We start from the raw sequence: 24,994 nt of genomic DNA, 5'->3' as shown, positions 1-24,994 counted from the left end.
GTTACCCGGTCGCGCCGGGTAACCATCTCGCTTATTTTTTATTTAAATGGCTACGATAGGTATCAAGTACCACTGCAACGATAATAACGGCTCCTGTGATAAAACGTTTTGTGGGCTCGCTGGCGCCAACTTGCGCCAGCCCTGCTGCCAGTACGGAAATAATCAACGCGCCAAGAAAAGTACAGATAATCGAGCCGCGTCCCCCCATCAGACTCGTGCCTCCAATCACGACAGCAGCAATAACCTGTAGCTCCATCCCCACGCCACTATTCGGGTCTGCGGCCTCGAGACGGGCCACCTGAAAGAGTGATGCCAGACCAGATAATCCACCCATCAGGGCAAAGACTGCGATCTTGTAGGGCCCGGGATTGATGCCTGATAACCGGACAGCTTCTTCATTGGTACCAATACCAATTAAATGGCGGCCAAAAACGGTTCGGGTCAGTACCAAATGTCCGACAATAATGACGACGATCGCGATAATAAAAGAAGGGGAGACGCCAAAGAGAATCGGGTCGGCTAAATAATCATAAATAGAACCGATATAGGCAGTTCGGGAGTCAGTTAACTGGTATGCCGCCCCGCGAGCCATTTCCAGTACGCCCAGTGAGACGATAAAGGCTGGAATACGCCAGGCAACGGTAATCAGTCCCGTCAGTGCTCCAACTAATGTAGCGAGTGCTATGCCAGAAAGCGCGGCCAGCCATGGCGACCATTGGAAATTTAAATAGGTGACGCTGACGACCGCTGCGGCAAGAGCCAGCAACGAGCCAACCGAAAGGTCGATACCGGCAATAATTAAGATAAACGTCATCCCTACCGACATGACGATTAAATCGGGGATCTGATTCGCAATAGTACTAAAGGTATTCATACTCAGAAAATGTGTACTGAGGCATGAAAACAGGACTATCATCGCCAATAATGCTCCGAGCAGCCCGATGTAGCTACTTAATCCTTTCCATGACGTCTGGGCCTTACCTTTCTCTGCTGCTGCTTGTTTTGTCGCAAAGTTGTTTTTCATTTTTTATCCCCGGCTACTCGCTGACGGTATCTTCTGCATGTTGATATGCCGAAAATGCTGCCGCTAAAATGCGATCCTGGCTCCAGTCATCACGCGTAAATGTGTTCACTAACTTGCCATCGGAAATTACCGCAATACGATCGCAAACGAGCATGAGTTCGCGCAGATCACTGGAAACGACAACAACGCCTTTTCCCTTAGACGTCAACGTATTCAGCAACTGGTAAATATCCTGTTTAGCGCCGACATCAATACCGCGAGTGGGCTCATCAAATAGGACAACTTCGCAGTCTCGTTCCAGCCATCGGCTAATCAAAACTTTTTGCTGGTTGCCGCCCGATAAACTCTCCACTGCCTGTGCTGTGTTTGTTGTACGAACCGCTAAACTTTTGATGTGTTTATTTGCTAACGTGGTTTCACTCAATGCGTTAACGACCGACAGATGGCTTATTTTGTCGCTGTTGCCCAATGAAATATTTGCTGCAACCGACTGGGGTAATAAAAGCCCTTCACCTTTACGATCTTCCGTGACTAATGCGATACCGTGTCGAATAGCCTCAGCAGGAGAACGGATCGCTACGGGCTTTAATGGGGAGCCAATCAGCAAGGTGCCACTGTCGATTTTATCAGCGCCGAAAATAGCACGCAGAAGCTCTGTTCTGCCGGAGCCGACCAGACCGCTGATCCCTAACACCTCACCGCTGTACAATGTAAATGACGTATCCCGAATGATTTTCCCACGCTTAAAATTTTCCACTTTCAGGATGGGATGACCTGCCTGACGTCCACTTAAATCAAATGAACTTTCTAAGTCGCGCCCGACCATCAGCGAAACAAGCTGATCGCTGGTATAACGTTTGATATCGTCCACGCAAACCAAATGGCCATCTCGGAGTACGGCAATATCGTCAGCAATTATCGCTAACTCATCGAGACGGTGAGAAATATAAATGATTGAAACCCCACGGGCTTTAAACAGCGCTATCTGTTTAAACAGGAGTTCAACTTCACGACTACTGAGCATGGCCGTCGGTTCATCCAGAATAAGCACCCGACTTTCACCAATTAAGTTTCGTGCGATTTCGATCATCTGTTGATGACCAATACCCAATTCACCTACCAGCGTATTAGGATCGACAGATTGAAGTCCAACCATTGCCATCACCGGGCGAGCCATTTCTGTTAACTTTTTTCGATCGATCCAGCCGAACCGATGGGGAAGTTGTTCGAGAAACAGGTTTTCCGCGACCGACAATGTAGGCAACAAATTGAGTTCTTGCATAACCATGCGAACACCCAACTTTTCTGCTTCTTTTCGGGTAGCGGGGGCGTAAGGTTGATCCTGATAAATCATCTGCCCGGTAGTTGCGCTAGTTAGTCCGCCAATAATTTTTGATAATGTACTTTTCCCGGCACCGTTTTCTCCCGTCAGGGCCAATACTTTTCCTGGATATAATGCTAGCGTCACATCTACCAGGACAGGTTCACTATAGGTTTTACCTACTCCCTGTATTGTGAGGATCTCTTGCCCACTTTTCATATTCTGGCCTTATCCGGTAAGCCGCTCTGATACCCAAATAATTGCAATACCACAGCGGCACACTGTTTTACGGTTATTAACTTATTGTTTAACGATAAGTTTTATTGGCGTTTCAACGTTGCTGGAGAGCTCACTCTGTTTTTTGCCATTTTTTAACGCATCAAGTGCGGCATCAATTCCAAATACGGCTTGTTGCGAAGCAAATTGATCTGCGGTTGCTAAAACACGGCCATCATTTAACATAGGCTTAATCGCTTCGATATTGTCATAACCAACCACCAGAACCTGGCCTTTTTTCCCGGCAGAGCGAATTGCAGAAACTGCGCCTAATGCCATATTGTCGTTATCTGCCAACAGTGCTTTGATATCGGGGTATTCACTCAGCATTGCAGCGGCCACTGCATTAGCGTTGTTAATTTCCCATTGACCAGATTGAACGGAAACCACTTTCATTCCGCCTTGCGCCATTGCGTTCTGGAAGCCGAGGGTACGTTGCTGAGAGTTACTGGAGGTTGGGATACCTTCAATAATACCGACCTGATCGCCTGGTTTAAGGTGCTTCGCTAAATAATCACCAATTTCTTTTGCGCCTTTTTGGTTATCCGGGCCAACAAAAGGAATGTTGAGATTTTTGTCTTTGAGTACACCGTCATCAAATTTATTATCAATGTTGATGACAATGATACCTGCATCAATCGCTTTTTTAATGACAGGCACAAGGGCTTTAGAGTCTGATGGCGCAATGATGATAGCATCGGCTTTAGAGACGATCATTTGCTCTACGATCTGGATTTGATTTGCCGTATCCGTTTCGTTTTTGATGCCGTTAGAAATCAAGTCAAACTTGTCGGCGTTTTTTTTCTGATAATCTTTTGCTCCTGTTTCCATTGTCAGGAAAAACTCATTTGCCAGTGATTTCATGACCAGCGCGACTTTAGGTTTATGTGTCTGCGTATCGGCGGCAAAAGCAGGTACGGTGAAGGTGGCGGAAAGCGCTAAGCCGACAGTTGCACCGATCACACGATAAAACATTTTATTTTTCATGAAATTATCCTATAGGTGTAGGGGGCTGAATAATGCTCTAGACAGTTACTGCATACGATGATAAACGAGCGAATTACTGGGCATGTTTGATGCACCTTTACGTTCAACTTTCAACGATGCAAACGCAGAAGCATATTGCGCTGCATTGATGAGTCCTTTACCGTTTGCAATACATGCAGCCAGTGCCCCGGTAAAGGCATCGCCTGCTCCACTGGTATCGACAACGGCTGATTTATAGGCCGGAATATGAGTATAAGTTTTGCCATCAAAGATCAGACAACCGTCGCTACCTAACGTGATAATGACGCATTTTGCGCCCTGGATATGAATGCTTTTGGCGGCATTTTTTGCTGAATAAATATCAACTATGTTGATACCTGACAACGCTTCAGCTTCAATTTTATTCGGTGTGATAATATCGATTAAATGCAATATTTCTTTGATCTCGGAAACATAGGGAGCGGGATTCAGAACAACCAGAGATTTTCCGAGTTTTGCCTGCATGACGGCAAAGCGAGTGATAGGAAAATTATTTTCCAGTTGGGTTAAAAAAACTTTGCAATTACGAATGGTATCTATATCCAATAAAATATCTTCCTGGGTGAAAGTTTCATTGGCCCCAAGATCGATACTGATCATATTGTCTCCAGTGGCACCTGAAACCCAAACCATTGCAATTCCAGTGGAGGACATTTCATTTTCAAAAAAAGAGAAAGATGAAATTTCAGTGTTCGTTAAGTATCTTTTTGCTTTTTTCGAAAACTCATCTGTACCTAATTTAACAGTAAGATGAACATTGTTATTGATTTTGGCTGCAGCAACCGCCTGGTTTGTACCTTTCCCTCCGGCATAAAAATGGGTTGCAGAGGCGCGTATGGTCTGGCCAATCTGAGGGAACGTTGAAGTTTCAGAGACAATATCTATATTAAATGAACCCAGTATGTAAATGCTTTCATCAATATAGTTATTTTGTTTGGTACGGGTAGAAATCGTTGTGATTTCCTTATGGCTTTTGAACCCGTTCAATATTGTATTTGTGAAAGATTGTTCAAATAAAGATTCATCAGGTGTGTTGTTTAATTGCGCTCCGCCATGGAATAATGAAAAAAGAGTATTCTGACTTAACTCATTTAAGTCATTACGGATCGTGCGAGTCGTAACTGATAATTCCTTTGCTAATTCGCTAACATAAACCTTTTTATCGGTTACCAGCTTAACCCGAATGGCCTTTTGTCTTTCTTGTTTTTTCATTGGCGCTCACCCCAGGTTTTATATTATTAAATTAATGTTAACGTTTATCGCGTAAAGTTCAAAAAAAACACGATTAATCGGAATTTTTTTTTCCGATTTTGTGAATTTGTGAAATGAACCGGAAAGATGGAGGAGGCTCTGGGGGGCTATTGTGGCTGTACGTAATCCAGCGTTTGGGAAAGTGTTACGCAAAAAGGGTCCATGTACAAACATGAACCCTATGTATATCGATGGTTTGTGTGAATACTGCCCCGGATGATGGGGGATTTGTTACATTAATGATGGTGTTTGTGGCCTCGCCCGCGACCACGATGGTCATCACGATCGTTCCAGCCTTCACGATAACCGCGCTCGTAAGCTTTGCGTTTATCCCAGCCACGATGGTAGCCATTGTCATGACGCCACCAACGATTTTTGCGCCACTCATAATTATGGTGCCAGTAATCCCGGTCGCGCCAGCGCCCGCCGTCCCAGTAGTTGCCGTAATTGTCGCGATCGCCAATTTGTAATTTAATCGACGGTAGCAGGGTGATTTCGCCAGCGTTTGCGGCCAGCGGTGCAAAAGCCATTAAGACTGCCGCCAGAATCAGTGACCTGAACATTCTTTCTCTCCTTCACGATCGAGCCGTAGCCGGCCTGTTAACGCAATATTACGGGGCAGTAAAGCCCCGTTTCATCGCCTTAACTCTTAAATCCTGAGAGAGAGCACTTTTTGTTAATAAATGTGTCTTTATTTCAACCGACCCAGAATGGCATCAATCTCTGCACATTCTGCCGGTGAGAAATGACGGTTTGCCAGCATGCCGACAGCGTCTTCAATTTGCGCCGGTTTGCTGGCACCAATCAGCACTGAGGTGACTTTGTCTTCCCGTAACACCCAGGCCAGCGCCATCTGGGAGAGCTTTTGTCCTCGCCGCTCAGCCAGTTCATTCAACAAACGAACTTTGTTTAATTTTTCCGCAGTAATTTGGTCCGGATTAAGAAAACGGCTGCCGCTTGCTGCACGAGAATCCGCAGGAATACCGTTCAGGTAGCGATCGGTTAATTGTCCACCTGCCAGCGGTGAGAAGGCGATACTGCCAACTCCTTTCTCCTGCAGCAGTGAGAGTAAACCTCCTTCAACCCAGCGTTCAAACATGGAATATTTGGGCTGGTGGATAAGGCATGGAGTCCCTAAATCGTTGAGGATTTCAATGGCCTGTCTGGTAAGGTCGGCAGGATAGTTAGACAGCCCGACATACAGCGCTTTGCCCTGCCGGACAATATGATCCAGTGCCTTCATGGTTTCTGTAAGCGGTGTTTCAGGATCGGGACGATGGTGATAGAAGATATCAACATATTCCAGACCCATGCGTTTCAGGCTTTGGTCGAGGCTGGCTATAAGATATTTACGCGAACCCCAGTCGCCGTAGGGACCATCCCACATGGTGTAGCCTGCTTTGGTGGAGATGATGAGTTCATCCCGCCACGGCAAAAAATCTTCCTGCAGAATGCGTCCGAAATTTCGCTCAGCCGAGCCCGGTGGCGGCCCGTAGTTATTGGCGAGATCAAAATGGGTGATCCCCAGATCGAAAGCGCGCTGTAACAGGCTCCGGCTGTTCTCGACTTGCGTGGTGTCACCAAAATTGTGCCACAGGCCAAGAGAGATAACCGGTAGTTTTAACCCGCTTTGACCGCAGCGGCGGTACTCCATTGTCTGATAGCGATTTTCATCAGCGCGATAAACCATGTAGCCCCCATTCCAGATAGTGAGAGTTTCAGTGTATACGTTTACACAAGTCAGGCCTCAATGAAATTTCACCGACGAAACTGTAAATTCAGCTTTCCACCCCCTTCACGGCGAGTTTTCTGGACAGGTATCACAGTTCTTCGATACTCAACATGAGGTTACCGTCAGAAGGATAGCTGTCATGCAAACCCCGTATTCAGTTGCTGATTATCTGCTGGACAGGCTGGCAGGTTGTGGAATTGGCCACCTTTTTGGTGTGCCGGGTGATTATAATTTGCAGTTTCTGGACCATGTGATTGAACATCCCAGCGTGCGCTGGGTCGGGTGCGCGAACGAATTGAATGCGGCTTATGCTGCGGATGGATATGCCCGGGTGGCGGGGGCAGGAGCGCTTCTCACCACCTTTGGCGTTGGGGAATTAAGCGCAATCAATGGATTAGCCGGAAGCTATGCAGAATATGTTCCTGTACTGCATATTGTGGGGGCTCCGTGTAGCAGTGCTCAGCGGCGTGGGGAACTGATGCATCACACCCTTGGTGACGGTGATTTTCAGCATTTTTACCGTATGCACCAGGCGATTACCTCTGCCAGTGCGGTGCTGGATGCACAAAACGCCTGCTATGAAATTGACCGGGTTCTGCGGGCAATGTTGTCCGAGCGCAGACCAGGTTATCTGATGCTACCTGCTGATATTGCCAAACACCCCGCCACGCCCCCGCAAGATATCCTCATTATTCCCCTGAACGAACCGGAAAGCAGCGTGGCTGCCGCGTTTCGTTTTCAGGCCCGCGAACGGTTAATCGACAGTCCGCGGGTGGCGCTGCTGGCTGATTTTCTCGCGCAGCGTTTTGGTTTACAGCCGGTTTTACAGCGCTGGATGGCGGAAACGCCGATGGCCCACGCCACACTATTGATGGGCAAAGGGCTTTTTGATGAGCGTCATCCGGCGTTTGTTGGCACTTACAGCGCTGGGGCCAGCAATGATTATGTACGCCAGGCGATAGAGGATGCCGACACGATCATCTGTGTTGGCACTCAGTTTGTTGACACGTTGACTGCCGGTTTTACGCACCGGCTACCGCAGGAACGCACTATTGAGGTCCAGCCTCATGCTTCGCGCGTAGGAACAAGCTGGTTTAACGTCCCCATGGAACAGGCGGTCACAACGCTACGAGAATTATGCCTGGAATTGTCATTCTCTCTCCCACCTGAACGTCCTCCTGTTAATCGTATTCCGGTTGAAAAGGGGCCGCTGACACAGGAAAACTTCTGGCATACGGTGCAGCATTATCTGGCACCTGACGACATTATCCTCGTAGATCAGGGGACTGCCGCATTTGGTGCTGCGGCGCTCTCGTTACCTTCCGGGGCGGAGGTGCTGGTACAACCGTTGTGGGGCTCTATTGGCTATGCTTTACCTGCCACATTCGGTGCACAAATGGCTTGCCCGGACCGCCGGGTGATCCTGATTATTGGTGATGGTGCGGCGCAACTGACAATTCAGGAACTGGGGTCAATGCTCAGAGAGGGTCAGTCACCCGTTGTTTTACTGCTCAATAACGACGGTTATACCGTAGAGCGTGCTATTCACGGGGCGAATCAGCGTTACAACGATATTGCCGGCTGGAGCTGGACGCAGGTGCCGCAGGCTCTGAGTCGGGAATGTCAGGCGGAATGCTGGCGCGTGGCGCAGGCTGTACAGTTGGAGGAAGTTCTGGCTCGGCTGGCATCACCGCAACGGCTTTCGTTGATTGAAGTGGTGTTGCCGAAAGCCGATCTGCCTGAACTGTTGCGCACGGTGACCCGTGCGCTGGAAGCCCGTAACGGCGGATAGCTATTTATCCGGGCGATTGGCGATCATCATCGGTTTACCTGCCAACAGCAACCAGGCGGGAAGCATAACGATACACAACAGCGGCAGCAGGGTGGTGTCTGGCACCACCACTGCGGCCATAAACAGACTCAGCCAGGCATCGCGTGTGACAACCAAGACCAGCCCCAGAATGGCACAGGAGACGGTGATTGCTGCCGGTACGGTTTCAACATGGGCGTGTAGCATAAGTCCCAGCGCCACACCCACGAATACCGCCGGGAAAATACGCCCACCGCGAAAACCGCTGGCGGCGGCAACCACCAGCGCGGCCAGTTTAATCACCGCGAGCATAAAATAGTCTGAGGCACCCAGAGTCTGGCTAAACGCCATTTGCTGCATTTCATCCAGCCCCTTAAACAAAGTAAGTGGCCCACCAATAACGCCTAATATGCCGAGGATAAATCCCCCAACACCGAGGATCAGCACCGGGTGTTTCAATTGATGCATCAACTGGTGCAAACGTGGCAAACACCAGACCGCCACCATACCTGCCGCAATAGCAATGGCGGCGACAATGGCACCGCTAAAAATATCGGTCAGATGCATCTGTGAGTAGTGTTCAATGGGCAACGAAAAATGAGGATGAAAGAACAGGCTGGTTGTCAGTGATCCCGCTGCTGCGGCCAGCAATGGCGCAAACAGACGATCCCACAAGGGAACATCGTTAGAGTTGTTCAATGTTTGCGAGAACACCAGCGCTGCGGCGACAGGGGTGCCAAACAGCGCGCCAATGGTGCCAGCAGAAGCGAGAATGGTCCAGTCCAGCTTATCAACACGGGGAAACAGCCGAACGCCAATGGCCACTGCCAGCGCGATATTCACGGTCATAATCGGATGCTCTGGCCCCAGACTGACCCCGCCCGCGAGGCCGAGGATCAGTGCGGCCAGCAGGCCCGGCAGTGCTGAAGTTGATACTGGCATACCGATCAGTGGTTCACAGGCCGGATCCGGGCCTGCATGACCCTGGCTGTAGCGAATCACTAAGCCGACCATTATCCCGGTAAGCGTAAGCATGCCGATGATCCAAACCGGAGAGTCATTGGCAATGCCAATACTGACGGGCAGACGCTCCCATAAAAATTGCTGTAAAACAGAGGCCACTTTCATTACTGCGATCAACACCAGACTGGAGGCGATGCCAATAATCAGCGCGGGGGTTGATAATAACAGCATCGTTCTGGCACGCGGATGGAGCATTTTCTATTCCTTCAAACAGAGTCATAGAGGTAGTTTGCACAGCCTGCCTTGTGGCATTGCTGCAAATGGTGCTGAAACGATAAAGTAATTATGTGACCTGGATCGATTTTCCACGGGCATCAGCCTTTGGGGCGTTGTTGTTATGCCCCCATGAATTTACAGTGTGCTAAAGATTTATTCTGACTTTAGCGGAGCAGTAGAAGAATGACAAAATATGCTTTAGTAGGTGATGTCGGCGGCACTAACGCGCGTCTTGCTCTGTGTGACATTGCCAGTGGTGAGATTTCGCAGGCAAAGACCTATTCCGGGCTGGATTACCCAAGCCTTGAAGCCGTTGTGCGTGTTTACCTGGATGAGCATAGCGTTAGCGTTGAAGACGGGTGTATTGCCATTGCCTGCCCGATCACCGGTGACTGGGTGGCAATGACCAACCATACCTGGGCATTTTCTATTGCTGAAATGAAAAAGAACCTTGGCTTCAGTCATCTGGAAATCATCAACGATTTCACCGCTGTATCGATGGCGATCCCCATGTTGAAAAAAGAGCACTTGATTCAGTTTGGTGGTGCAGAACCTGTCGAAGGGAAACCTATTGCGGTTTATGGTGCGGGTACTGGCTTAGGCGTTGCGCATCTGGTGCACGTGGATAAACGCTGGGTGAGCCTGCCGGGAGAAGGGGGGCATGTGGATTTCGCCCCTAATAGTGAAGAAGAAGGCATTATTCTGGAAGTGCTGCGTGCGGAGATTGGTCATGTCTCAGCGGAACGCGTGTTGTCTGGCCCTGGGCTGGTGAATTTGTACCGCGCTATTGTGAAGTCAGATGGGCGCCTGCCGGAAAACCTGCAGCCGAAAGATATCACTGAACGTGCATTGGCCGATTCCTGTATCGACTGTCGCCGCGCGCTGTCGCTATTTTGCGTCATTATGGGGCGATTTGGCGGCGATCTGGCACTAACGCTGGGCACCTTTGGCGGTGTCTATATTGCCGGTGGCATCGTGCCGCGTTTCCTCGAGTTCTTTAAAGCGTCTGGTTTTCGCGGCGGCTTTGAAGATAAAGGGCGGTTTAAATCCTATGTTCAGGACATTCCGGTGTATCTGATTGTACATGATAATCCAGGACTGCTTGGCTCAGGTGCGCATTTGCGCCAGACTTTAGGGCATGTTCTGTAACTACACTGCTATACCCTGCGAAACCGCGCTAATCACGCGGTTTTTTTTCGTCTGTTGCCAGCCATTCCGACGCTCGTCACATTTCCGAATTGCGGGATTATTTATCCAGTAGAAGCATTATTTATCTGGTAACGGTCGTTGCTTTCCTGCATCCATAATTTCACTCGTTAACTATTACAAGGAGTCTGTTATGAGTAAAAAACTGATTGCAGTCTGTGCATGCCCGATGGGGCTGGCTCACACCTTTATGGCAGCTCAGGCGCTGGAAGAAGCGGCGGTTGAAGCGGGATACGAAGTGAAAATTGAAACGCAGGGCGCAGATGGCATTCAAAACCGCCTTACGGCGCAGGACATTGCCGAAGCGACGTTAATTATCCACTCCGTTGCCGTCACCCCGGAAGATAACGAGCGGTTTGAAACACGCGATGTGTACGAAATTACTTTGCAGGACGCAATAAAAAACGCTGCTGGCATCATTAAAGAGATCGAAGAAATGGTTGCCGCAGAACAACAATAATTGTCGAAGGGAAACACGTATGGCCATTAAAAAACGCAGTGCAACCGTTGTGCCTGGCGCATCTGGTGCGGCAGCGGTAATAAAAAATCCTCAGGCCTCCCGCAATAGCTTTTGGGGCGAACTCCCGCAGCATGTAATGTCGGGTATTTCGCGTATGGTACCCACGTTAATCATGGGTGGGGTGATCCTCGCTTTCTCTCAACTGATTGCCTATAGCTGGCTAAAAATTCCTGCTGATACCGGCATCATGGATGCGCTGAATAGCGGGAAGTTCGATGGTTTTAATCTTTCATTACTGAAGTTTGCCTGGCTGTCACAGTCTTTTGGCGGCGTGTTGTTTGGTTTTGCTATACCCATGTTTGCAGCGTTCGTTGCTAACTCTATCGGCGGTAAGCTGGCGTTTCCGGCAGGATTCATCGGCGGGCTGATGTCTACTCAGCCCACGCAGGTGCTGAATTTTGACCCAACCACTCTGCAATGGGCGACGGCCGCTCCGGTACCTTCGACCTTTATCGGAGCGCTGATTATCTCGATTGTTGCCGGATATCTGGTGAAGTGGATGAACCAGAAAATCCAGCTTCCTGATTTTCTGCTGGCATTCAAAACCACTTTTTTACTGCCGATTCTCTCCGCCATTTTCGTCATGCTGGCGATGTATTACGTGATAACCCCGTTCGGAGGTTGGATTAACGGTGGTATCCGTACTCTGCTGACGGCCGCGGGAGAGAAAGGTACGCTGATGTATGCGATGGGCATCTCCGCAGCGACTGCAATTGACCTCGGTGGCCCTATCAATAAGGCCGCAGGATTTGTTGCCTTTAGCTTTACCACCGATCACGTCCTGCCGGTGACTGCACGCTCTATTGCGATTGTCATTCCACCTATTGGTCTTGGGCTGGCAACGCTTATCGACCGCCGCTTAACCGGTAAACGACTGTTTAGTGCGCAGCTTTACCCGCAGGGGAAAACGGCGATGTTCCTTGCGTTTATGGGCATTAGCGAAGGCGCGATCCCCTTTGCGCTGGAAAGCCCTGTTACGGCGATCCCTTCATATATGGTTGGAGCAATTGTCGGCTCGACGGCTGCTGTCTGGCTGGGCGCGGTACAGTGGTTCCCTGAATCCGCCATCTGGGCATGGCCTCTGGTTACTAATCTCGGCGTCTATATGGCGGGGATCTTATTAGGGGCGGTTATTACGGCGCTAATGGTCGTGTTCCTGCGCCACATGATGTATCGCAAAGGCAAACTGCTGATTGAAAGCCTCTGAATATAAGGATTGTCATCATGAGTTTACTTGCCTCATTGCGCGAATGGCTAACGGCGCAAAGGTTGGACGCCGTGCTGCTTTCATCGCGGCAGAATAAACAGCCGCATCTGGGTATCTCCAGCAGTTCTGGGTTTGTGCTTATCAGCCATAAAAAAGCACATATTCTGGTGGATTCCCGTTACTACACCGATATCGCGGCGCGTACATGTGGCTACCAGCTCCATTTACTGGATGGGGCGCAGACGCTGTATTCGCGGGTGAATCAAATCATTGATGACGAAAACCTGGATACGCTGGGCTTCGAAGGAGAGCAGGTTAGCTGGCAAACGGCGCACGTGTGGTCAGGTAAATTGCGCGCCCGACTGGTGAGCGTGGTACCGGATGTTCTTCGGCAGGTTAAAACGACACAGGAGATTGCCTGTATCCGCGAGGCCTGCCGGATTGCCGATCTCGGTGCTGAACACATTCGTCGATTTATTCAGCCAGGCTTCAGTGAACGAGCCATTGCCGCTGAGCTGGAATGGTATATGCGCACACTTGGTGCGGAAAAGATCTCTTTTGACACCATTGTCGCCAGCGGTTGGCGCGGCGCGTTGCCACATGGAAAAGCCAGCGACAAGCTTGTCGAAGCGGGCGAATTTATCACGCTGGATTTTGGCGCACAGTACCAGGGATATTGTTCGGATATGACGCGAACGTTTCGCGTCCCTGGTGCGGGACCGGCAGAAGAAAGCGCTCTGTTTCCCGTTTATCAAATTGTTCTGGCTGCACACCGTGCAGCGGTGGCGGCAATTCGCACAGGAGTGCACTGCCATGAGGTGGATGCCGCCGCTCGCCAGGTCATTACCGACGCGGGGTATGGTGATTACTTTGGGCATAACACCGGACACGCTATCGGTATTGAGGTCCATGAAAACCCTCGCTTCTCCCCGACAGATACGACTTCACTGGCGGTTGGCATGTTGCTTACCGTTGAGCCGGGTATCTACCTGCCGGGGCAAGGGGGAGTGCGTATTGAGGATGTTGTGCTGGTTACGCCAGACGGCGGTGAGGTGCTCTACAGCATGTCGAAAACATTGTTACATACGGGAGAGGCGTAATGGATTTATCGCTGCTGAAAGCGCTGAGTGAGGCGGATGCCATCGCGTCTTCAGAACAAGAGGTTCGTCAGATCTTACTTGATGAGGCTGATCGTCTGCATAAAGAGGTGCGCTTTGATGGCCTTGGCTCGGTACTGATTCGACTCAATGAATCGACAGGTCCGAAAGTGATGATTTGCGCGCATATGGATGAAGTGGGATTTATTGTACGCAGTATCTCCAGCGAAGGGGCGATTGATGTTTTACCGGTAGGAAATGTGCGGATGGCGGCCAGGCAACTGCAACTGGTGCGGATTACCACCCGAGAGGAGAGCAAAATCCCTGGGCTGCTTGACGGAGAACGTAGTGGCAATGATGTTAGCGCGATGCGGGTGGATATTGGCGCGCGCTCATATGACGAGGTCATTCAGGCTGGCGTCCGTCCGGGCGATCGCGTCACTTTTGACACTACTTTCCAGGTTTTGCCACACCAGCGGGTAATGGGAAAAGCCTTTGATGATCGGCTCGGGTGTTATCTGCTGATAGCGCTGTTACGTGAATGGCATGGCGCTGAACTGCCTTGTGAAGTCTGGCTGGTGGCCAGCTCCAGTGAAGAGGTTGGGTTACGTGGAGGACAAACGGCGGCGCGTGCGGTTGCACCGGACATAGCCATTGTGCTGGACACGGCCTGCTGGGCAAAAAACTTTGATTATGGTGCGGCGAATCATCGACAGCTCGGCAAAGGGCCGATGCTGGTGCTGAGCGATAAGTCACTTATTGCCCCACCAAAACTGACAGCATGGGTTGAAAACGTCGCTTATGAAACGGGTATACCGCTACAGCTGGATATGTTCAGTAACGGTGGCACCGACGGTGGGGCTGTTCATGTCAGCGGCACAGGGATCCCGACGGTTGTGCTGGGGCCAGCTACACGCCATGGGCACTGCGCTGCGTCGATTGCAGATTGCCGTGACATCAGCCAAACGCAACAACTGCTGTCGGCTCTTATTTCACATCTTACGCGCGAAACCGTTGTTCATCTGACGGATTTCAGGTGCTGATTTTGCGCTAACCAGGAGTTGTTATGCTCACGATTCAATTTTTTTGCCCGTTACCCAATGGCCTGCATGCACGTCCGGCATGGGAGCTAAAAGAGCACTGTAGCCAGTGGCAAAGTGAGGTGATATTTATCAATCATCGCCAGAATACCCGGGCAGATGCGAAAAGTTCGCTGGCACTGATTGGCACCGGAACGCTGTTTAACGACAGTTGCAGTTTAACCATCACCGGTAGCGATGAAGAACAGGCCAGGCGGGCGCTGGAAGAGTATCTCCAGCACCGGTTTATTGACAGTGACAGTGTCCAGCCCACGTTCTCAGAGCTGGCAGCTCATCCGTTGCCACGTTCGCTGATCCGCCTTAACCCGGATTTGCTGTATGGCAATGTGCTGGCTGGTGGCGTAGGGGCTGGTTCGTTAACACTTTGGCAGAGCGATAATCTGGAAGTCTATCGGGCAATAGCGGCGAGCGCGGAGGATAATACCCGGCTGGAGCATAGCCTGGTGACGCTGGCTGAACAGCTTAATCAGCAGCTGCGAGAGCGTGACGGTGAGAGTAAAACCATACTGAGCGCACACCTGTCCTTGATTCAGGATGATGGTTTTGCCGGCAATATCCGTCGCCTGATGCTTGAGCAGCATCTGGGATTAGGTGCGGCGATTATCGCCAATATGGAACAGGTGTGTGACAAGCTGTCAGCCTCCGGCAATGACTACCTGCGTGAACGGGTCAGCGATATCCGTGATATCAGCGAGCAGTTGCTGCACATCACCTGGCCCGAAAGACGTCCGCGTAATGCACTGATTTTGGAACAACCGACAATACTGATTGCCGAAGACCTGACCCCCAGTCAGTTTTTAAGCCTCAATTTGCAGCATCTGTCCGGCATGATCCTTGAGAAAACGGGCCGCACATCGCATACCCTGATTCTGGCTCGCGCGTCGGCGATCCCTGTGCTCAGCGGCCTGCCTCTGGAGGCGATTAGCCGCTATACGGGTCAGCATGCGGTACTGGATGCCCGCTGCGGTGTACTGGCGATTAACCCAAACGATGCTGTGCGTGGGTATTATGGGATTGCACAAAAGCTGGCGGATGAATGCCAGCGGAGGCAGGCGCTTGATGCCGCACAGCCTGCGTTCACCAAAGATAATCAGCGCATTGATGTCGCAGCGAATATCGGTACTGCGCTGGAAGCGCCAGGAGCGTTTGCTAATGGTGCGGAGGGTATTGGGCTGTTTCGTACTGAAATGCTGTTTATGGACAGAGACAGCGCGCCTGACGAGCAGGAGCAGTTTGAAGCCTACCAGCAGGTGTTACTGGCCGCTGGCGACAAACCGGTCATTTTTCGCACCATGGATATTGGTGGCGATAAAAATATCCGTTATCTCAATATTCCTCAGGAAGACAATCCGTTCCTTGGTTATCGCGCGGTGCGAATTTATCCCGAATTTGCCGGATTGTTCCGTACTCAACTACGCGCCATTTTTCGTGCAGCGGCCTTTGGTAACGCGCAACTGATGATTCCGATGGTGCACAGTCTTGACCAGATCCTGTGGGTGAAAAGTGAACTGCAAAAAGCGATAGCTGAGTTGAAACTTGAGGGATTACGCCATGCCCCGGCCATTCCGTTGGGGATTATGGTTGAAGTGCCGTCAGTGTGTTACATCATCGATCACTTCTGTGACGAAGTCGATTTCTTCAGCATCGGCTCGAACGACATGACCCAGTATCTGTACGCGGTCGATCGTAATAACCCGCGAGTTTCGCCGCTGTATAACCCGATTACGCCGTCGTTTCTGCGGATGCTGCAGCAAATCGTCAGCGTGGCGCACGATCGCGGCAAATGGGTGGGGATCTGTGGTGAGCTAGGCGGAGAAGGGCGCTATTTACCGCTGTTGCTGGGTTTAGGACTCGACGAGTTGAGTATGAGTAGCCCGCGTATTCCGGTCGTGAAAAGCCAGCTACGTGAACTGGACAGCCAGGCGTGCCGGGAGCTCGCTCTGCGGGCCTGCGAATGTCGCAGCGCGCAGGAGATCGAAGCGTTGCTAAATCAGTTTGCACCGCAAAAAGATGTCCGTCCGTTGCTGGCGCTGGAGAACATTTTTGTAGGCGAACCACTGAGCAATAAAGAACAGGCGATTCAGTTCCTGTGCGGCAATCTCGGCGTAAATGGGCGAACGGAACACCCGTTTGAGCTTGAAGAGGATGTCTGGCAGCGGGAAGAGATTGTCACGACCGCCGTTGGTTTTGGCGTGGCTATTCCACATACAAAATCCCAGTGGATCCGTCACTCCAGCATCAGCATTGTCCGGCTTGCGCAGCCGGTCGACTGGCAGTCGGAGATGGGGGACGTTGAACTGGTGATCATGCTAACGCTGGGAGCCGATGAGGGTATTAACCACGTGAAGGTCTTTTCGCAGCTGGCGCGCAAGCTGGTAAATAAGCAGTTTCGCCAGTCACTGTTTGCAGCGCAAGATGCCGAAAGCATTCTGGCCTTGCTGGAGGCCGAATTGACGTTTTGAGTTTGTGATAAATGCCGGGTAGAGACGCAAACGACGTCGAATCCGGTCTACAGACGGGTACGTTTGCAGGCCGGATTCAGCAGGCAGTGGCACATGAAATAGCGTTTAACGACCCATTGATCACATTTCCGCCTTTCAGATACCCAAACGCAGTAAACCATTTCCATTCTACCGCCGATAGTGGCTTCTCTTGCTTGTTATAACCATATAATAACAATGGTCTATACGGCATATTAACCTTATAATAATCATCCCTTTTCATGTCTTAAGTTTAAGCTGGAGGACACATGGAGTTAAGCCGGAGGCAGTTCTTTCGAATCTGCGCGGGCGGTATGGCAGGAACCACTGTTGCATCCCTCGGATTTTTATCATCTTTTTCCGTTCACGCGGAAACCCGTCAATATAAACTCTTAAAAGCAAAAGAGACGCGGAATAACTGTACATACTGTTCAGTGGGCTGCGGCATGTTGATGTACAGCCTTGGCGATACGGCCAAAAATGTCAAAGAAAGCATCTACCATATTGAGGGCGATCCGGATCATCCTGTAAGTCGCGGCTCCTTGTGCCCGAAAGGTGCGGGCGTTCTGGATTATATTCATAGCGAAACGCGCCTGCAGTATCCTGAATATCGTGCACCGGGCTCTGATAAATGGCAGCGAATCAGCTGGGAAGATGCGATTAATCGAATTGCTCGATTAATGAAAGATGACCGTGACGCAAACTTTATTGAGAAAAACCCCCAGGGTGTGACCGTTAACCGCTGGACCACAACCGGTATGTTGTGCTCCTCGGCGGCAAGTAATGAAACCGGAATTCTCGACGGCAAATTTACCCGTAGCCTGGGAATGGTGGCTATCGATTGCCAGGCCCGGCTGTGCCACGGCCCAACCGTGTCTGCGTTGGCACCGACCTTTGGTCGTGGGGCGATGACCAATAACTGGGTCGATATTAAAAATGCCAACGTGGTGCTGATTATGGGGGGCAACGCCGCCGAAGCACATCCGGTTGGTTTTAAATGGGTGATAGAAGCACAAACTAAAAACGACGCTACGGTCGTGGTGGTTGACCCGCGCTTTAACCGTAGCGCCGCTATTGCCGATCTTTATGCGCCGATCCGTGCAGGGTCCGACACTGCATTCCTGCTTGGCGTGATTCGTTATCTGCTGGAAAATGATCGCGTGCAACATGAGTATGTGCGGCACTACACCAACGCCAGTTTGCTCATCCGCGATGACTATCAGTTCAACGATGGCCTTTTTAGCGGCTATGATGCGAAAAAAAGGCAGTACGACAAATCCAGCTGGTTCTATCAACTGGATGAACAGGGCAATGCCCTGCGCGATGAAACTCTGACTCACCCACGCAGCGTGTGGAATTTGCTGAAAAATCACGTCGACCGCTACACACCTGAAATGGTTAACCGACTGTGCGGTACGTCGGTGGCAGATTTCAACCGAATCTGTGAAATCCTCGCCAGTACCAGCGTTCCGAATCGCACCGCGACAATCCTGTATGCGTTGGGCTGGACGCACCATTCCGCCGGAGCGCAAATTATCCGCGCAGCAGCGATGCTTCAGTTGTTGCTGGGCAATATCGGTATGGCGGGCGGCGGTGTCAACGCTTTGCGCGGCCACTCGAATATTCAGGGTTACACCGACCTCGGTTTGCTCTCGACTAACCTTCCTGGCTATATGCCGCTACCTTCCGAAAAACAACCTGACTACCAGACCTATATCTCGCAGGTTACCCCGCCTGCGCTTGGCGTGAATGAAGTGAATTACTGGAAAAATACACCAAAATTCTTCGTCAGCATGATGAAAAGTTTCTGGGGCGATCGCGCTACTGCTGAGAATAACTGGGGCTATGACTGGCTACCGAAATGGGATCGTCTATATGACGTGATGACCCAGGCTGAGCTGATGCTGGAAGGCAAGATTAACGGCTACATCGTACAAGGTTTCAACCCGCTGGCAGCGTTTCCTGATAAAAACAAATCCTCCCGTGCGCTTGCGAAACTGAAATATATGGTGGTTATCGACCCACTGGCGACCGAATCGTCGAACTTCTGGCAGCATCACGGTGAGATGAATGACGTGAAGCCGGAAGATATCCAGACTGAAGTCTTCCGGTTGCCATCATCCTGCTTTGCGGAGGAGGACGGTTCTATTGCCAACTCCGGGCGCTGGCTACAGTGGCACTGGGCGGCGGCAGAGCCGCCTGGCGAAGCATTGCATGATGCAAAAATCCTCGGGCGCCTGTTTATGCGCTTGCGTGAACTTTATCAGCAAGAGGGCGGAGCCAATCCCGAACCGTTGCTGAACATGAGCTGGGACTATAAAGATCCGTACGACCCGCATCCGGAAGAAGTTGCCCGCGAGGGAAATGGGATGGCACTTCAGGATCTCTATGACGATAAAGGGCAACTCATCGCTAAAAAAGGCCAGCAGCTCAGCAGCTTTGCGCAGCTTCGCGATGATGGCTCTACCAGTAGTTTCTGCTGGGTGTACTGCGGAAGCTGGACGGAGCAGGGCAACCAGATGGCTAACCGTGATAACAGCGATCCATATGGTTTGGGGTGTACCCCTGGCTGGGCATGGTCGTGGCCAGCGAACCGCCGTATTCTTTACAACCGTGCGTCTGCCGATCCCGCTGGAAAACCGTGGGATGCAAAGCGTACGTTGCTGCACTGGGATGGCAAAAAGTGGGCAGGTATGGACGTTGCCGATTACAGTCAGGCCGAACCGGGCAGCAATGTCGGGCCGTTTATTATGAATCAGGAAGGCGTCGCGCGTCTGTTTTCTATAGACAAAATGAACGATGGGCCGTTCCCGGAACATTACGAACCCATTGAGTCACCTATTGGCACCAATCCGCTGCATCCTGAGGTTATCTCCAGCCCGGTTGCGCGTATCTACCGTGGCGATATCGACAATATGGGTAAAGCTGACGCCTTCCCGTATGTCGCCACGACTTATTCCATTACTGAACTTTTCCGCCACTGGACCAAGCATGCATTGCTGAATGCTATCGCCCAGCCTGACCAGTTTATCGAAATTGGTGAAACGCTGGCGAGCAAAAAAGGCATTGCAGCGGGTGATACTGTGAAAGTGATGTCAAAACGAGGCTTTATCAAAGCGAAGGCGGTGGTAACTAAACGCCTGCAAACGCTGACGATAGATGGTAAGCAGGTCGATACCGTTGGTATCCCTTGCCACTGGGGATTTGAAGGTGCAACGCGCAAGGGTTTCCTCGCCAACACGTTAACGCCATCTGTTGGTGATGCCAACTCGCAAACGCCGGAATATAAAGCGTTTCTGGTCAACATCGAGAGGGCATAAGGGAAAGAACTCATGGCTATGCAATCACAAGATATTATCAAACGCTCGGCGACCAATAGCATCACGCCGCCGCCGCACGCACGCGATTTCCGTGCAGAAGTAGCAAAATTAATTGATGTCACCACCTGCATTGGCTGCAAAGGCTGTCAGGTAGCCTGCTCAGAATGGAACGATATCCGCGATGAAGTGGGCTATTGCAACGGCGTCTATGACAATCCAACTGATCTCAGCGCCAAGTCATGGACGGTGATGCGCTTTAGCGAAACCACTCATAACGACAAGCTGGAATGGTTGATTCGCAAAGATGGTTGTATGCATTGCGAGGATCCAGGATGCCTGAAAGCATGTCCGTCTGCCGGAGCTATCATTCAGTATGCTAACGGAATTGTCGACTTTCAGTCTGAGCACTGTATTGGTTGCGGCTACTGCATTGCCGGCTGCCCGTTCAACATTCCGCGACTCAATCCAGAGGATAATCGCGTCTACAAATGTACACTGTGTGTCGACAGGGTTAGTGTCGGTCAGGAGCCAGCCTGCGTGAAAACCTGTCCAACCGGCGCTATCCAGTTTGGTACCAAAAAAGAGATGCTCAATGTGGCAGAAACCCGCGTGATGCAGCTTAAAAAACGTGGTTATGCCCAGGCGGGGGTATACAACCCACAATCCGTGGGCGGCACTCACGTGATGTACGTTCTGCACCATGCAGACCATCCTTCGCTCTACCACAATCTGCCGGATGACCCGAAAATTGCCGCGCCGGTGAACCTTTGGAAAGGTATTCTCAAACCACTCTCCGCTGCTGGATTTATCGCCACTTTTGCTGGACTGATTTACCACTACATAGGTGTCGGACCGAACAAAGAGGTTGATGATGAGGAGGATAGCGGTCATGAGTAAAAGCAAAATGATACTTCGTACTAAATTTATCGACCGTGCCTGCCACTGGACGGTAGTAATTAGCTTCTTCCTGGTATCACTCTCTGGTGTTGCGCTGTTTTTCCCGACGTTGCAATGGCTCACCGAAACCTTTGGTACGCCGCAAATGGGCAGGATCCTACATCCATTCTTTGGAGTGGTGATTTTTATCGTGCTGATGTTTATGTTCGTTCGCTTTGTACATCACAACATCCCCGATAAACAGGATCTTCCCTGGATTAAAGGTATTGTTGAAGTACTGAAGGGGAATGAACATAAAGTCGCTGATGTCGGCAAATATAATGCCGGTCAGAAAATGATGTTCTGGAGCATAATGAGTCTGATCTTTGTGCTGTTGGCCACTGGGGTCATTATCTGGCGGCCCTACTTTGCCCACTATTTCCCGATTAACGTTGTTCGCTGGAGCTTACTTATTCACGCTACGGCAGCTATCGTTCTGATCCACGCTATTCTAATCCACATGTATATGGCATTTTGGGTGAAAGGATCTATAGAAGGCATGATCGAAGGAAAAGTCAGCCGACGTTGGGCGAAGAAGCACCATCCACGCTGGTATCGTGAGATAGAGCGTTCAGAGAACCAAAGTGAAGATACAAAATAGAGCCAGTCACTATTTTTAGTGGTTTTTTCATCAGTATCGTTTATGAACAAACCGTAAACAGCCAAAATTACATTGGCTGTTTACGGTATTGGTTAACAACACTGCAAGCATTGCAGTGTCTGATTCTCATCATATCCATTAAGAGATGGATTAATCATGTCAATAGATACTTGATTATTGACCAAGTAAGATACAGATAGAATGCGATCTGTATTGATTGTAATGACCATCGAAAATAACGCCACTGGTAACGCTCTCTGGCGTCGGCTGCCGCGATTGCAGCTACAGAACTTTGTTTTTTTCTTCGTCTTAATAGAAGAGTGCGGAACCAAAGTATCAGAAGGAGTACAAGAAATATTTTTGTAAGCAATGTGCTGTATGTATTGAGATAATTTTCCAAAACACAATTGATATTATTCATTCTTATCTTCCATTTCCTCAACTGGTCGTAGTGGTTATAACAAGCAATGACTTACAAAGCTACTCTAAAGAAAAGTTACTGACGACATCCTCAACTGATTATTTTTATGAAAGCATGACATGCTGATGTTAGCTATGCATCTAATTCTTCTTTTTGCCATCATTATTGATGGCATCCTCCAATAACTTCCTGAAATTCGTCAAAATAAAGTTGAATGATTGTGCTTACATAACCTGGGTAAAAAGATATGGATCAAAAGCTAAACGATCTCGAAAAAAGTCCTTTAAGTATAAAAAAAGTACTGCCACTATGGGTATGGATGTTGTGATGTTTTCGTAAACCAATGCTAAAAATGGAGCTTGATATGGCAAACCTTAGATTGGATACAATTGGAGTCATCAGCATTGAAAATGGCACAGTGGAGTTGGTACTGGAACATAAGTATATTCCTGCCCTCGTTGGCCTTGATGGGTTTAGTCACATACAGGTCCTATGGTGGCTATCCTCCTGTGACAATCCTATGGACCGAAGTAAAATGACAGAGCATCAGCCCTATAAAAATGGTCCTGATGTATTAGGAACATTTGCAACACGGTCTCCTTATCGTCCAAACCCTGTCGCACTCGATTGTTCACAAGTGACATATATAGATCATGATAAAGGAGTCATTGGTTTAGCATGGCTGGATGCTTTTAATGGTTCTCCGATACTGGATATCAAACCTTATATACCGGGTATTGATAGAGTCGAAATTCCAAACGTCCCAGAGTGGTGTCGTCACTGGCCACACTCATATGAAGAATCAGGTGATTATGACTGGGAAAATGTATTTACATCTGACAAGTCATGCTGAAATCTCACCCAATACCCGACTTTAAACTGCAGTTGAGAATCTTTAGCTAAGAATAGGTAGTGAGGGGTAATGTTAAAATTCATTAAAAAACAAAAAAATGCCATCGTTGTTTTGCATGAGATATATGGTGTTAACGATCATATAAAAAAGGTATGTAATGAGTATCATAACAAAGGATTTGATGTTTATTGCCCCTCTCTACTGGAAAATAAAGCACCTTTTTTATACTCACAACAAGATGAAGCTTACAGATACTTTATAAACCATTCTGGGTTTAATCCTTCAGGAGTCGTTTCTTTGCTCAGTACGATTCGCCCATGCTACAGGAAAATCATAGTAATAGGCTTCAGCGTGGGGGCCACAATTGCCTGGTTATCTGCTGAAAGTAAATTGTGTGATGGTGTTGTTTGTTACTATGGCTCTCGCATCAGGGACTATGCTGATATTATTCCACCTTGTCCTTGTTTGGTTATTTTTGCTGAGTTTGAACAGTCTTTTGATCCTGTTTTAGTGCAACGTCAACTGAGCGACAAAGCATCCGTCACATGTCATATACTCAACAGCCACCATGGCTTTAGTGATCCTTACGGGGAAAACTTTGACTGCAGGAACGCGGAAATTGCCAGAGATCTGGTTGCTGATTTTATCAGCAGAATTGTACAGTGAACTTCTTTCAACATTTAATTCGTACCCGAACTACTGAAAACGCGCGCTGTATTCTCCTGGAGTTATGCCAAACTGACGCCGGAACAGGCGGCAAAAATAGTCACTGTCATGATATCCGCACCTCTGTGCCACTTCGCTAATTGGCAGATGATACTTCTGTAAGATGATGCGTGCCTTCGCCATTCTGACCCAGCGGAGATACTCGACAAATCCCATCGTGCCGTGCTGGGTAAACAGCTTGGATAAGTGATTCGGAGTGATGTTGAAAAATTGTGCCACGCTTTCCCGGGTCAACTGTTGAGTATAGTTGTCCTGTACCCAGTTACACATGCTGTGATAGAGAAATTCTGAGCGCGGTCGCTGTGTGTCCGGCCGGGTATTGACCACGCTTCGGCACAGATGCAGCAAGCTGAGCACCAGGGGCTGAATGATATCCTGTGCCTGAGGAGAGCGGCTCAAATGGGTTAATGCAGTAAGCATTGCATCACCTTCACCACGCTGTGGATGTGGCAACTCAATGCGGCGAATCGGACGCAAATGTGAGGCGGTGCGGTTGTCGTAAAAAGACAACCCCAGCCACGCCGGAGAAAACACCAGACTCAACAACATAACCGGTTTATCGCTTCCGGGTAAATTGGCCGCTCTGGCAGGGATAAACAACATGTCGCCTTCCGGCAGACTGTGCTGTTTTTTTTCCAGTTGATTGCTGTACTCCCCACGTAGCACGATATCGAGGCGCGGGAGGTCAATGCACAAACTGCTGGTCGGTAAATTGGCTGGCTGAGTGGCAAACCACACGCGACCCAACCGCTGTGGGTTTAACACCAGGCCGCTGAACAGATCGGCAAAAAACTGTTGGTCTGCGGGCAAGCCTGGTTCTTTCATCACTCTATCTCTGTAGGATAAGC

20 protein-coding genes are annotated in these 24,994 nt (G+C 49.8%); 12 read left to right on the top strand and 8 right to left on the bottom strand.

The features are described 5' to 3' along the window. Positions 1-31 precede the first annotated feature (31 nt). The 6 genes from OH663_RS14045 to mgrA all read right to left on the bottom strand — a co-directional run bounded on the left by OH663_RS14045 (position 32) and on the right by mgrA (position 6,588). The gene (locus OH663_RS14045; protein ID WP_045445858.1) at positions 32-1,024 is read right to left on the bottom strand and encodes an ABC transporter permease; all 993 of its coding nucleotides are present in this window, start codon (positions 1,022-1,024) and stop codon (positions 32-34) included. A gap of 13 nt (positions 1,025-1,037) precedes the next feature. After that, positions 1,038-2,564: a sugar ABC transporter ATP-binding protein gene (locus OH663_RS14040; protein WP_200010268.1), complete on the bottom strand. Its 1,527-nt coding sequence runs from the start codon at positions 2,562-2,564 to the stop codon at positions 1,038-1,040. A gap of 81 nt (positions 2,565-2,645) precedes the next feature. Then, a complete protein-coding gene (locus OH663_RS14035) occupies positions 2,646-3,485 on the bottom strand; it encodes a sugar ABC transporter substrate-binding protein (protein WP_233617108.1) in 840 nt (279 codons plus the stop codon). Positions 3,486-3,653: 168 nt separating this feature from the next. Continuing rightward, entirely contained in the window at positions 3,654-4,859 is a 1,206-nt protein-coding gene (locus tag OH663_RS14030) for a PfkB family carbohydrate kinase (protein ID WP_045445849.1), read from the bottom strand. 275 nt (positions 4,860-5,134) lie between these two features. Further along, positions 5,135-5,461 (bottom strand): DUF2502 domain-containing protein YpeC, encoded by a 327-nt coding sequence (ypeC, locus tag OH663_RS14025; protein ID WP_045445847.1) that lies wholly within the window; start codon positions 5,459-5,461, stop codon positions 5,135-5,137. A 128-nt stretch (positions 5,462-5,589) separates the two neighbouring features. Further along, entirely contained in the window at positions 5,590-6,588 is a 999-nt protein-coding gene (gene mgrA, locus OH663_RS14020) for an L-glyceraldehyde 3-phosphate reductase (RefSeq protein ID WP_045445844.1), read from the bottom strand. Positions 6,589-6,769: 181 nt separating this feature from the next. Here mgrA and OH663_RS14015 point away from each other — a divergent pair, with 181 nt between their 5' ends. Continuing rightward, positions 6,770-8,422 (top strand): alpha-keto acid decarboxylase family protein, encoded by a 1,653-nt coding sequence (locus tag OH663_RS14015; protein WP_200010267.1) that lies wholly within the window; start codon positions 6,770-6,772, stop codon positions 8,420-8,422. On the opposite strand, the gene OH663_RS14010 is transcribed toward OH663_RS14015, so the two are convergent. Further along, positions 8,423-9,658 (bottom strand): ion channel protein, encoded by a 1,236-nt coding sequence (locus OH663_RS14010; protein ID WP_045445838.1) that lies wholly within the window; start codon positions 9,656-9,658, stop codon positions 8,423-8,425. It lies immediately after the preceding gene. Positions 9,659-9,862: 204 nt separating this feature from the next. On the opposite strand from OH663_RS14010, the gene glk reads away from it, so the two are divergent. The 11 genes from glk (at position 9,863) to OH663_RS13955 (ending at position 24,086) form a co-directional block, all read left to right on the top strand. Continuing rightward, a complete protein-coding gene (gene glk, locus OH663_RS14005; protein WP_045445835.1) occupies positions 9,863-10,828 on the top strand; it encodes a glucokinase in 966 nt (321 codons plus the stop codon). A gap of 190 nt (positions 10,829-11,018) precedes the next feature. Beyond that, entirely contained in the window at positions 11,019-11,345 is a 327-nt protein-coding gene (locus tag OH663_RS14000; RefSeq protein WP_045445832.1) for a PTS fructose transporter subunit IIB, read from the top strand. A gap of 19 nt (positions 11,346-11,364) precedes the next feature. Next, entirely contained in the window at positions 11,365-12,612 is a 1,248-nt protein-coding gene (locus OH663_RS13995; protein ID WP_045445829.1) for a PTS fructose transporter subunit IIC, read from the top strand. A gap of 17 nt (positions 12,613-12,629) precedes the next feature. Further along, a complete protein-coding gene (gene ypdF / locus OH663_RS13990; protein WP_200010266.1) occupies positions 12,630-13,712 on the top strand; it encodes an aminopeptidase in 1,083 nt (360 codons plus the stop codon). After that, positions 13,712-14,752, top strand: coding sequence for an aminopeptidase (gene ypdE / locus OH663_RS13985; protein WP_200010265.1), 1,041 nt, complete (start codon positions 13,712-13,714; stop codon positions 14,750-14,752). The genes ypdF and ypdE overlap by 1 nt, the downstream gene beginning before the upstream one ends. 23 nt (positions 14,753-14,775) lie before the next feature. Continuing rightward, positions 14,776-17,271 (top strand): phosphoenolpyruvate--protein phosphotransferase, encoded by a 2,496-nt coding sequence (ptsP, locus tag OH663_RS13980; protein ID WP_200010264.1) that lies wholly within the window; start codon positions 14,776-14,778, stop codon positions 17,269-17,271. A gap of 287 nt (positions 17,272-17,558) precedes the next feature. Further along, positions 17,559-20,609 (top strand): formate dehydrogenase-N subunit alpha, encoded by a 3,051-nt coding sequence (gene fdnG, locus OH663_RS13975; RefSeq protein ID WP_071829001.1) that lies wholly within the window; start codon positions 17,559-17,561, stop codon positions 20,607-20,609. A gap of 12 nt (positions 20,610-20,621) precedes the next feature. Beyond that, positions 20,622-21,506, top strand: coding sequence for a formate dehydrogenase subunit beta (gene fdxH / locus OH663_RS13970; RefSeq protein ID WP_200010260.1), 885 nt, complete (start codon positions 20,622-20,624; stop codon positions 21,504-21,506). After that, a complete protein-coding gene (fdnI, locus tag OH663_RS13965; protein ID WP_045445814.1) occupies positions 21,499-22,146 on the top strand; it encodes a formate dehydrogenase-N subunit gamma in 648 nt (215 codons plus the stop codon). Before fdxH ends, fdnI begins: the two co-directional genes overlap by 8 nt. A 785-nt stretch (positions 22,147-22,931) precedes the next feature. Continuing rightward, complete coding sequence (locus tag OH663_RS13960; protein WP_048220874.1) at positions 22,932-23,420, top strand: TrmO family methyltransferase domain-containing protein; 489 nt, start codon at positions 22,932-22,934, stop codon at positions 23,418-23,420. Positions 23,421-23,489: 69 nt separating this feature from the next. Beyond that, positions 23,490-24,086, top strand: coding sequence for a dienelactone hydrolase family protein (locus OH663_RS13955; RefSeq protein ID WP_045445807.1), 597 nt, complete (start codon positions 23,490-23,492; stop codon positions 24,084-24,086). 30 nt (positions 24,087-24,116) lie between these two features. Here OH663_RS13955 and OH663_RS13950 read toward each other — a convergent pair whose 3' ends face one another. Beyond that, positions 24,117-24,971 carry an AraC family transcriptional regulator gene (locus tag OH663_RS13950; RefSeq protein WP_048220876.1) on the bottom strand — a complete coding sequence of 285 codons (855 nt, stop codon included), beginning with the start codon at positions 24,969-24,971 and terminating at the stop codon, positions 24,117-24,119. Between the last annotated feature and the right edge of the window lie 23 nt (positions 24,972-24,994).

This window comes from Citrobacter sp. Marseille-Q5395 (assembly GCF_947057495.1).
GTDB lineage: Bacteria > Pseudomonadota > Gammaproteobacteria > Enterobacterales > Enterobacteriaceae > Citrobacter > Citrobacter murliniae.
The sequence above is the reverse complement of the archived record's forward strand: the minus strand, read 5'-3'. Positions and strand labels throughout refer to the sequence as shown.

Excerpts from the sequence above, each read along its gene's own strand:
- OH663_RS14045 (WP_045445858.1), bottom strand. The coding sequence starts at position 1,024 with ATGAAAAACAACTTTGCGACAAAACAAGCAGCAGCAGAGAAAGGTAAG.
- OH663_RS14040 (WP_200010268.1), bottom strand. The coding sequence starts at position 2,564 with ATGAAAAGTGGGCAAGAGATCCTCACAATACAGGGAGTAGGTAAAACC.
- OH663_RS14035 (WP_233617108.1), bottom strand. The coding sequence starts at position 3,485 with ATGAAATCACTGGCAAATGAGTTTTTCCTGACAATGGAAACAGGAGCA.
- OH663_RS14030 (WP_045445849.1), bottom strand. The coding sequence starts at position 4,859 with ATGAAAAAACAAGAAAGACAAAAGGCCATTCGGGTTAAGCTGGTAACC.
- ypeC (WP_045445847.1), bottom strand. The coding sequence starts at position 5,461 with ATGTTCAGGTCACTGATTCTGGCGGCAGTCTTAATGGCTTTTGCACCG.
- mgrA (WP_045445844.1), bottom strand. The coding sequence starts at position 6,588 with ATGGTTTATCGCGCTGATGAAAATCGCTATCAGACAATGGAGTACCGC.
- OH663_RS14015 (WP_200010267.1), top strand. The coding sequence starts at position 6,770 with ATGCAAACCCCGTATTCAGTTGCTGATTATCTGCTGGACAGGCTGGCA.
- OH663_RS14010 (WP_045445838.1), bottom strand. The coding sequence starts at position 9,658 with ATGCTCCATCCGCGTGCCAGAACGATGCTGTTATTATCAACCCCCGCG.
- glk (WP_045445835.1), top strand. The coding sequence starts at position 9,863 with ATGACAAAATATGCTTTAGTAGGTGATGTCGGCGGCACTAACGCGCGT.
- OH663_RS14000 (WP_045445832.1), top strand. The coding sequence starts at position 11,019 with ATGAGTAAAAAACTGATTGCAGTCTGTGCATGCCCGATGGGGCTGGCT.
- OH663_RS13995 (WP_045445829.1), top strand. The coding sequence starts at position 11,365 with ATGGCCATTAAAAAACGCAGTGCAACCGTTGTGCCTGGCGCATCTGGT.
- ypdF (WP_200010266.1), top strand. The coding sequence starts at position 12,630 with ATGAGTTTACTTGCCTCATTGCGCGAATGGCTAACGGCGCAAAGGTTG.
- ypdE (WP_200010265.1), top strand. The coding sequence starts at position 13,712 with ATGGATTTATCGCTGCTGAAAGCGCTGAGTGAGGCGGATGCCATCGCG.
- ptsP (WP_200010264.1), top strand. The coding sequence starts at position 14,776 with ATGCTCACGATTCAATTTTTTTGCCCGTTACCCAATGGCCTGCATGCA.
- fdnG (WP_071829001.1), top strand. The coding sequence starts at position 17,559 with ATGGAGTTAAGCCGGAGGCAGTTCTTTCGAATCTGCGCGGGCGGTATG.
- fdxH (WP_200010260.1), top strand. The coding sequence starts at position 20,622 with ATGGCTATGCAATCACAAGATATTATCAAACGCTCGGCGACCAATAGC.
- fdnI (WP_045445814.1), top strand. The coding sequence starts at position 21,499 with ATGAGTAAAAGCAAAATGATACTTCGTACTAAATTTATCGACCGTGCC.
- OH663_RS13960 (WP_048220874.1), top strand. The coding sequence starts at position 22,932 with ATGGCAAACCTTAGATTGGATACAATTGGAGTCATCAGCATTGAAAAT.
- OH663_RS13955 (WP_045445807.1), top strand. The coding sequence starts at position 23,490 with ATGTTAAAATTCATTAAAAAACAAAAAAATGCCATCGTTGTTTTGCAT.
- OH663_RS13950 (WP_048220876.1), bottom strand. The coding sequence starts at position 24,971 with ATGAAAGAACCAGGCTTGCCCGCAGACCAACAGTTTTTTGCCGATCTG.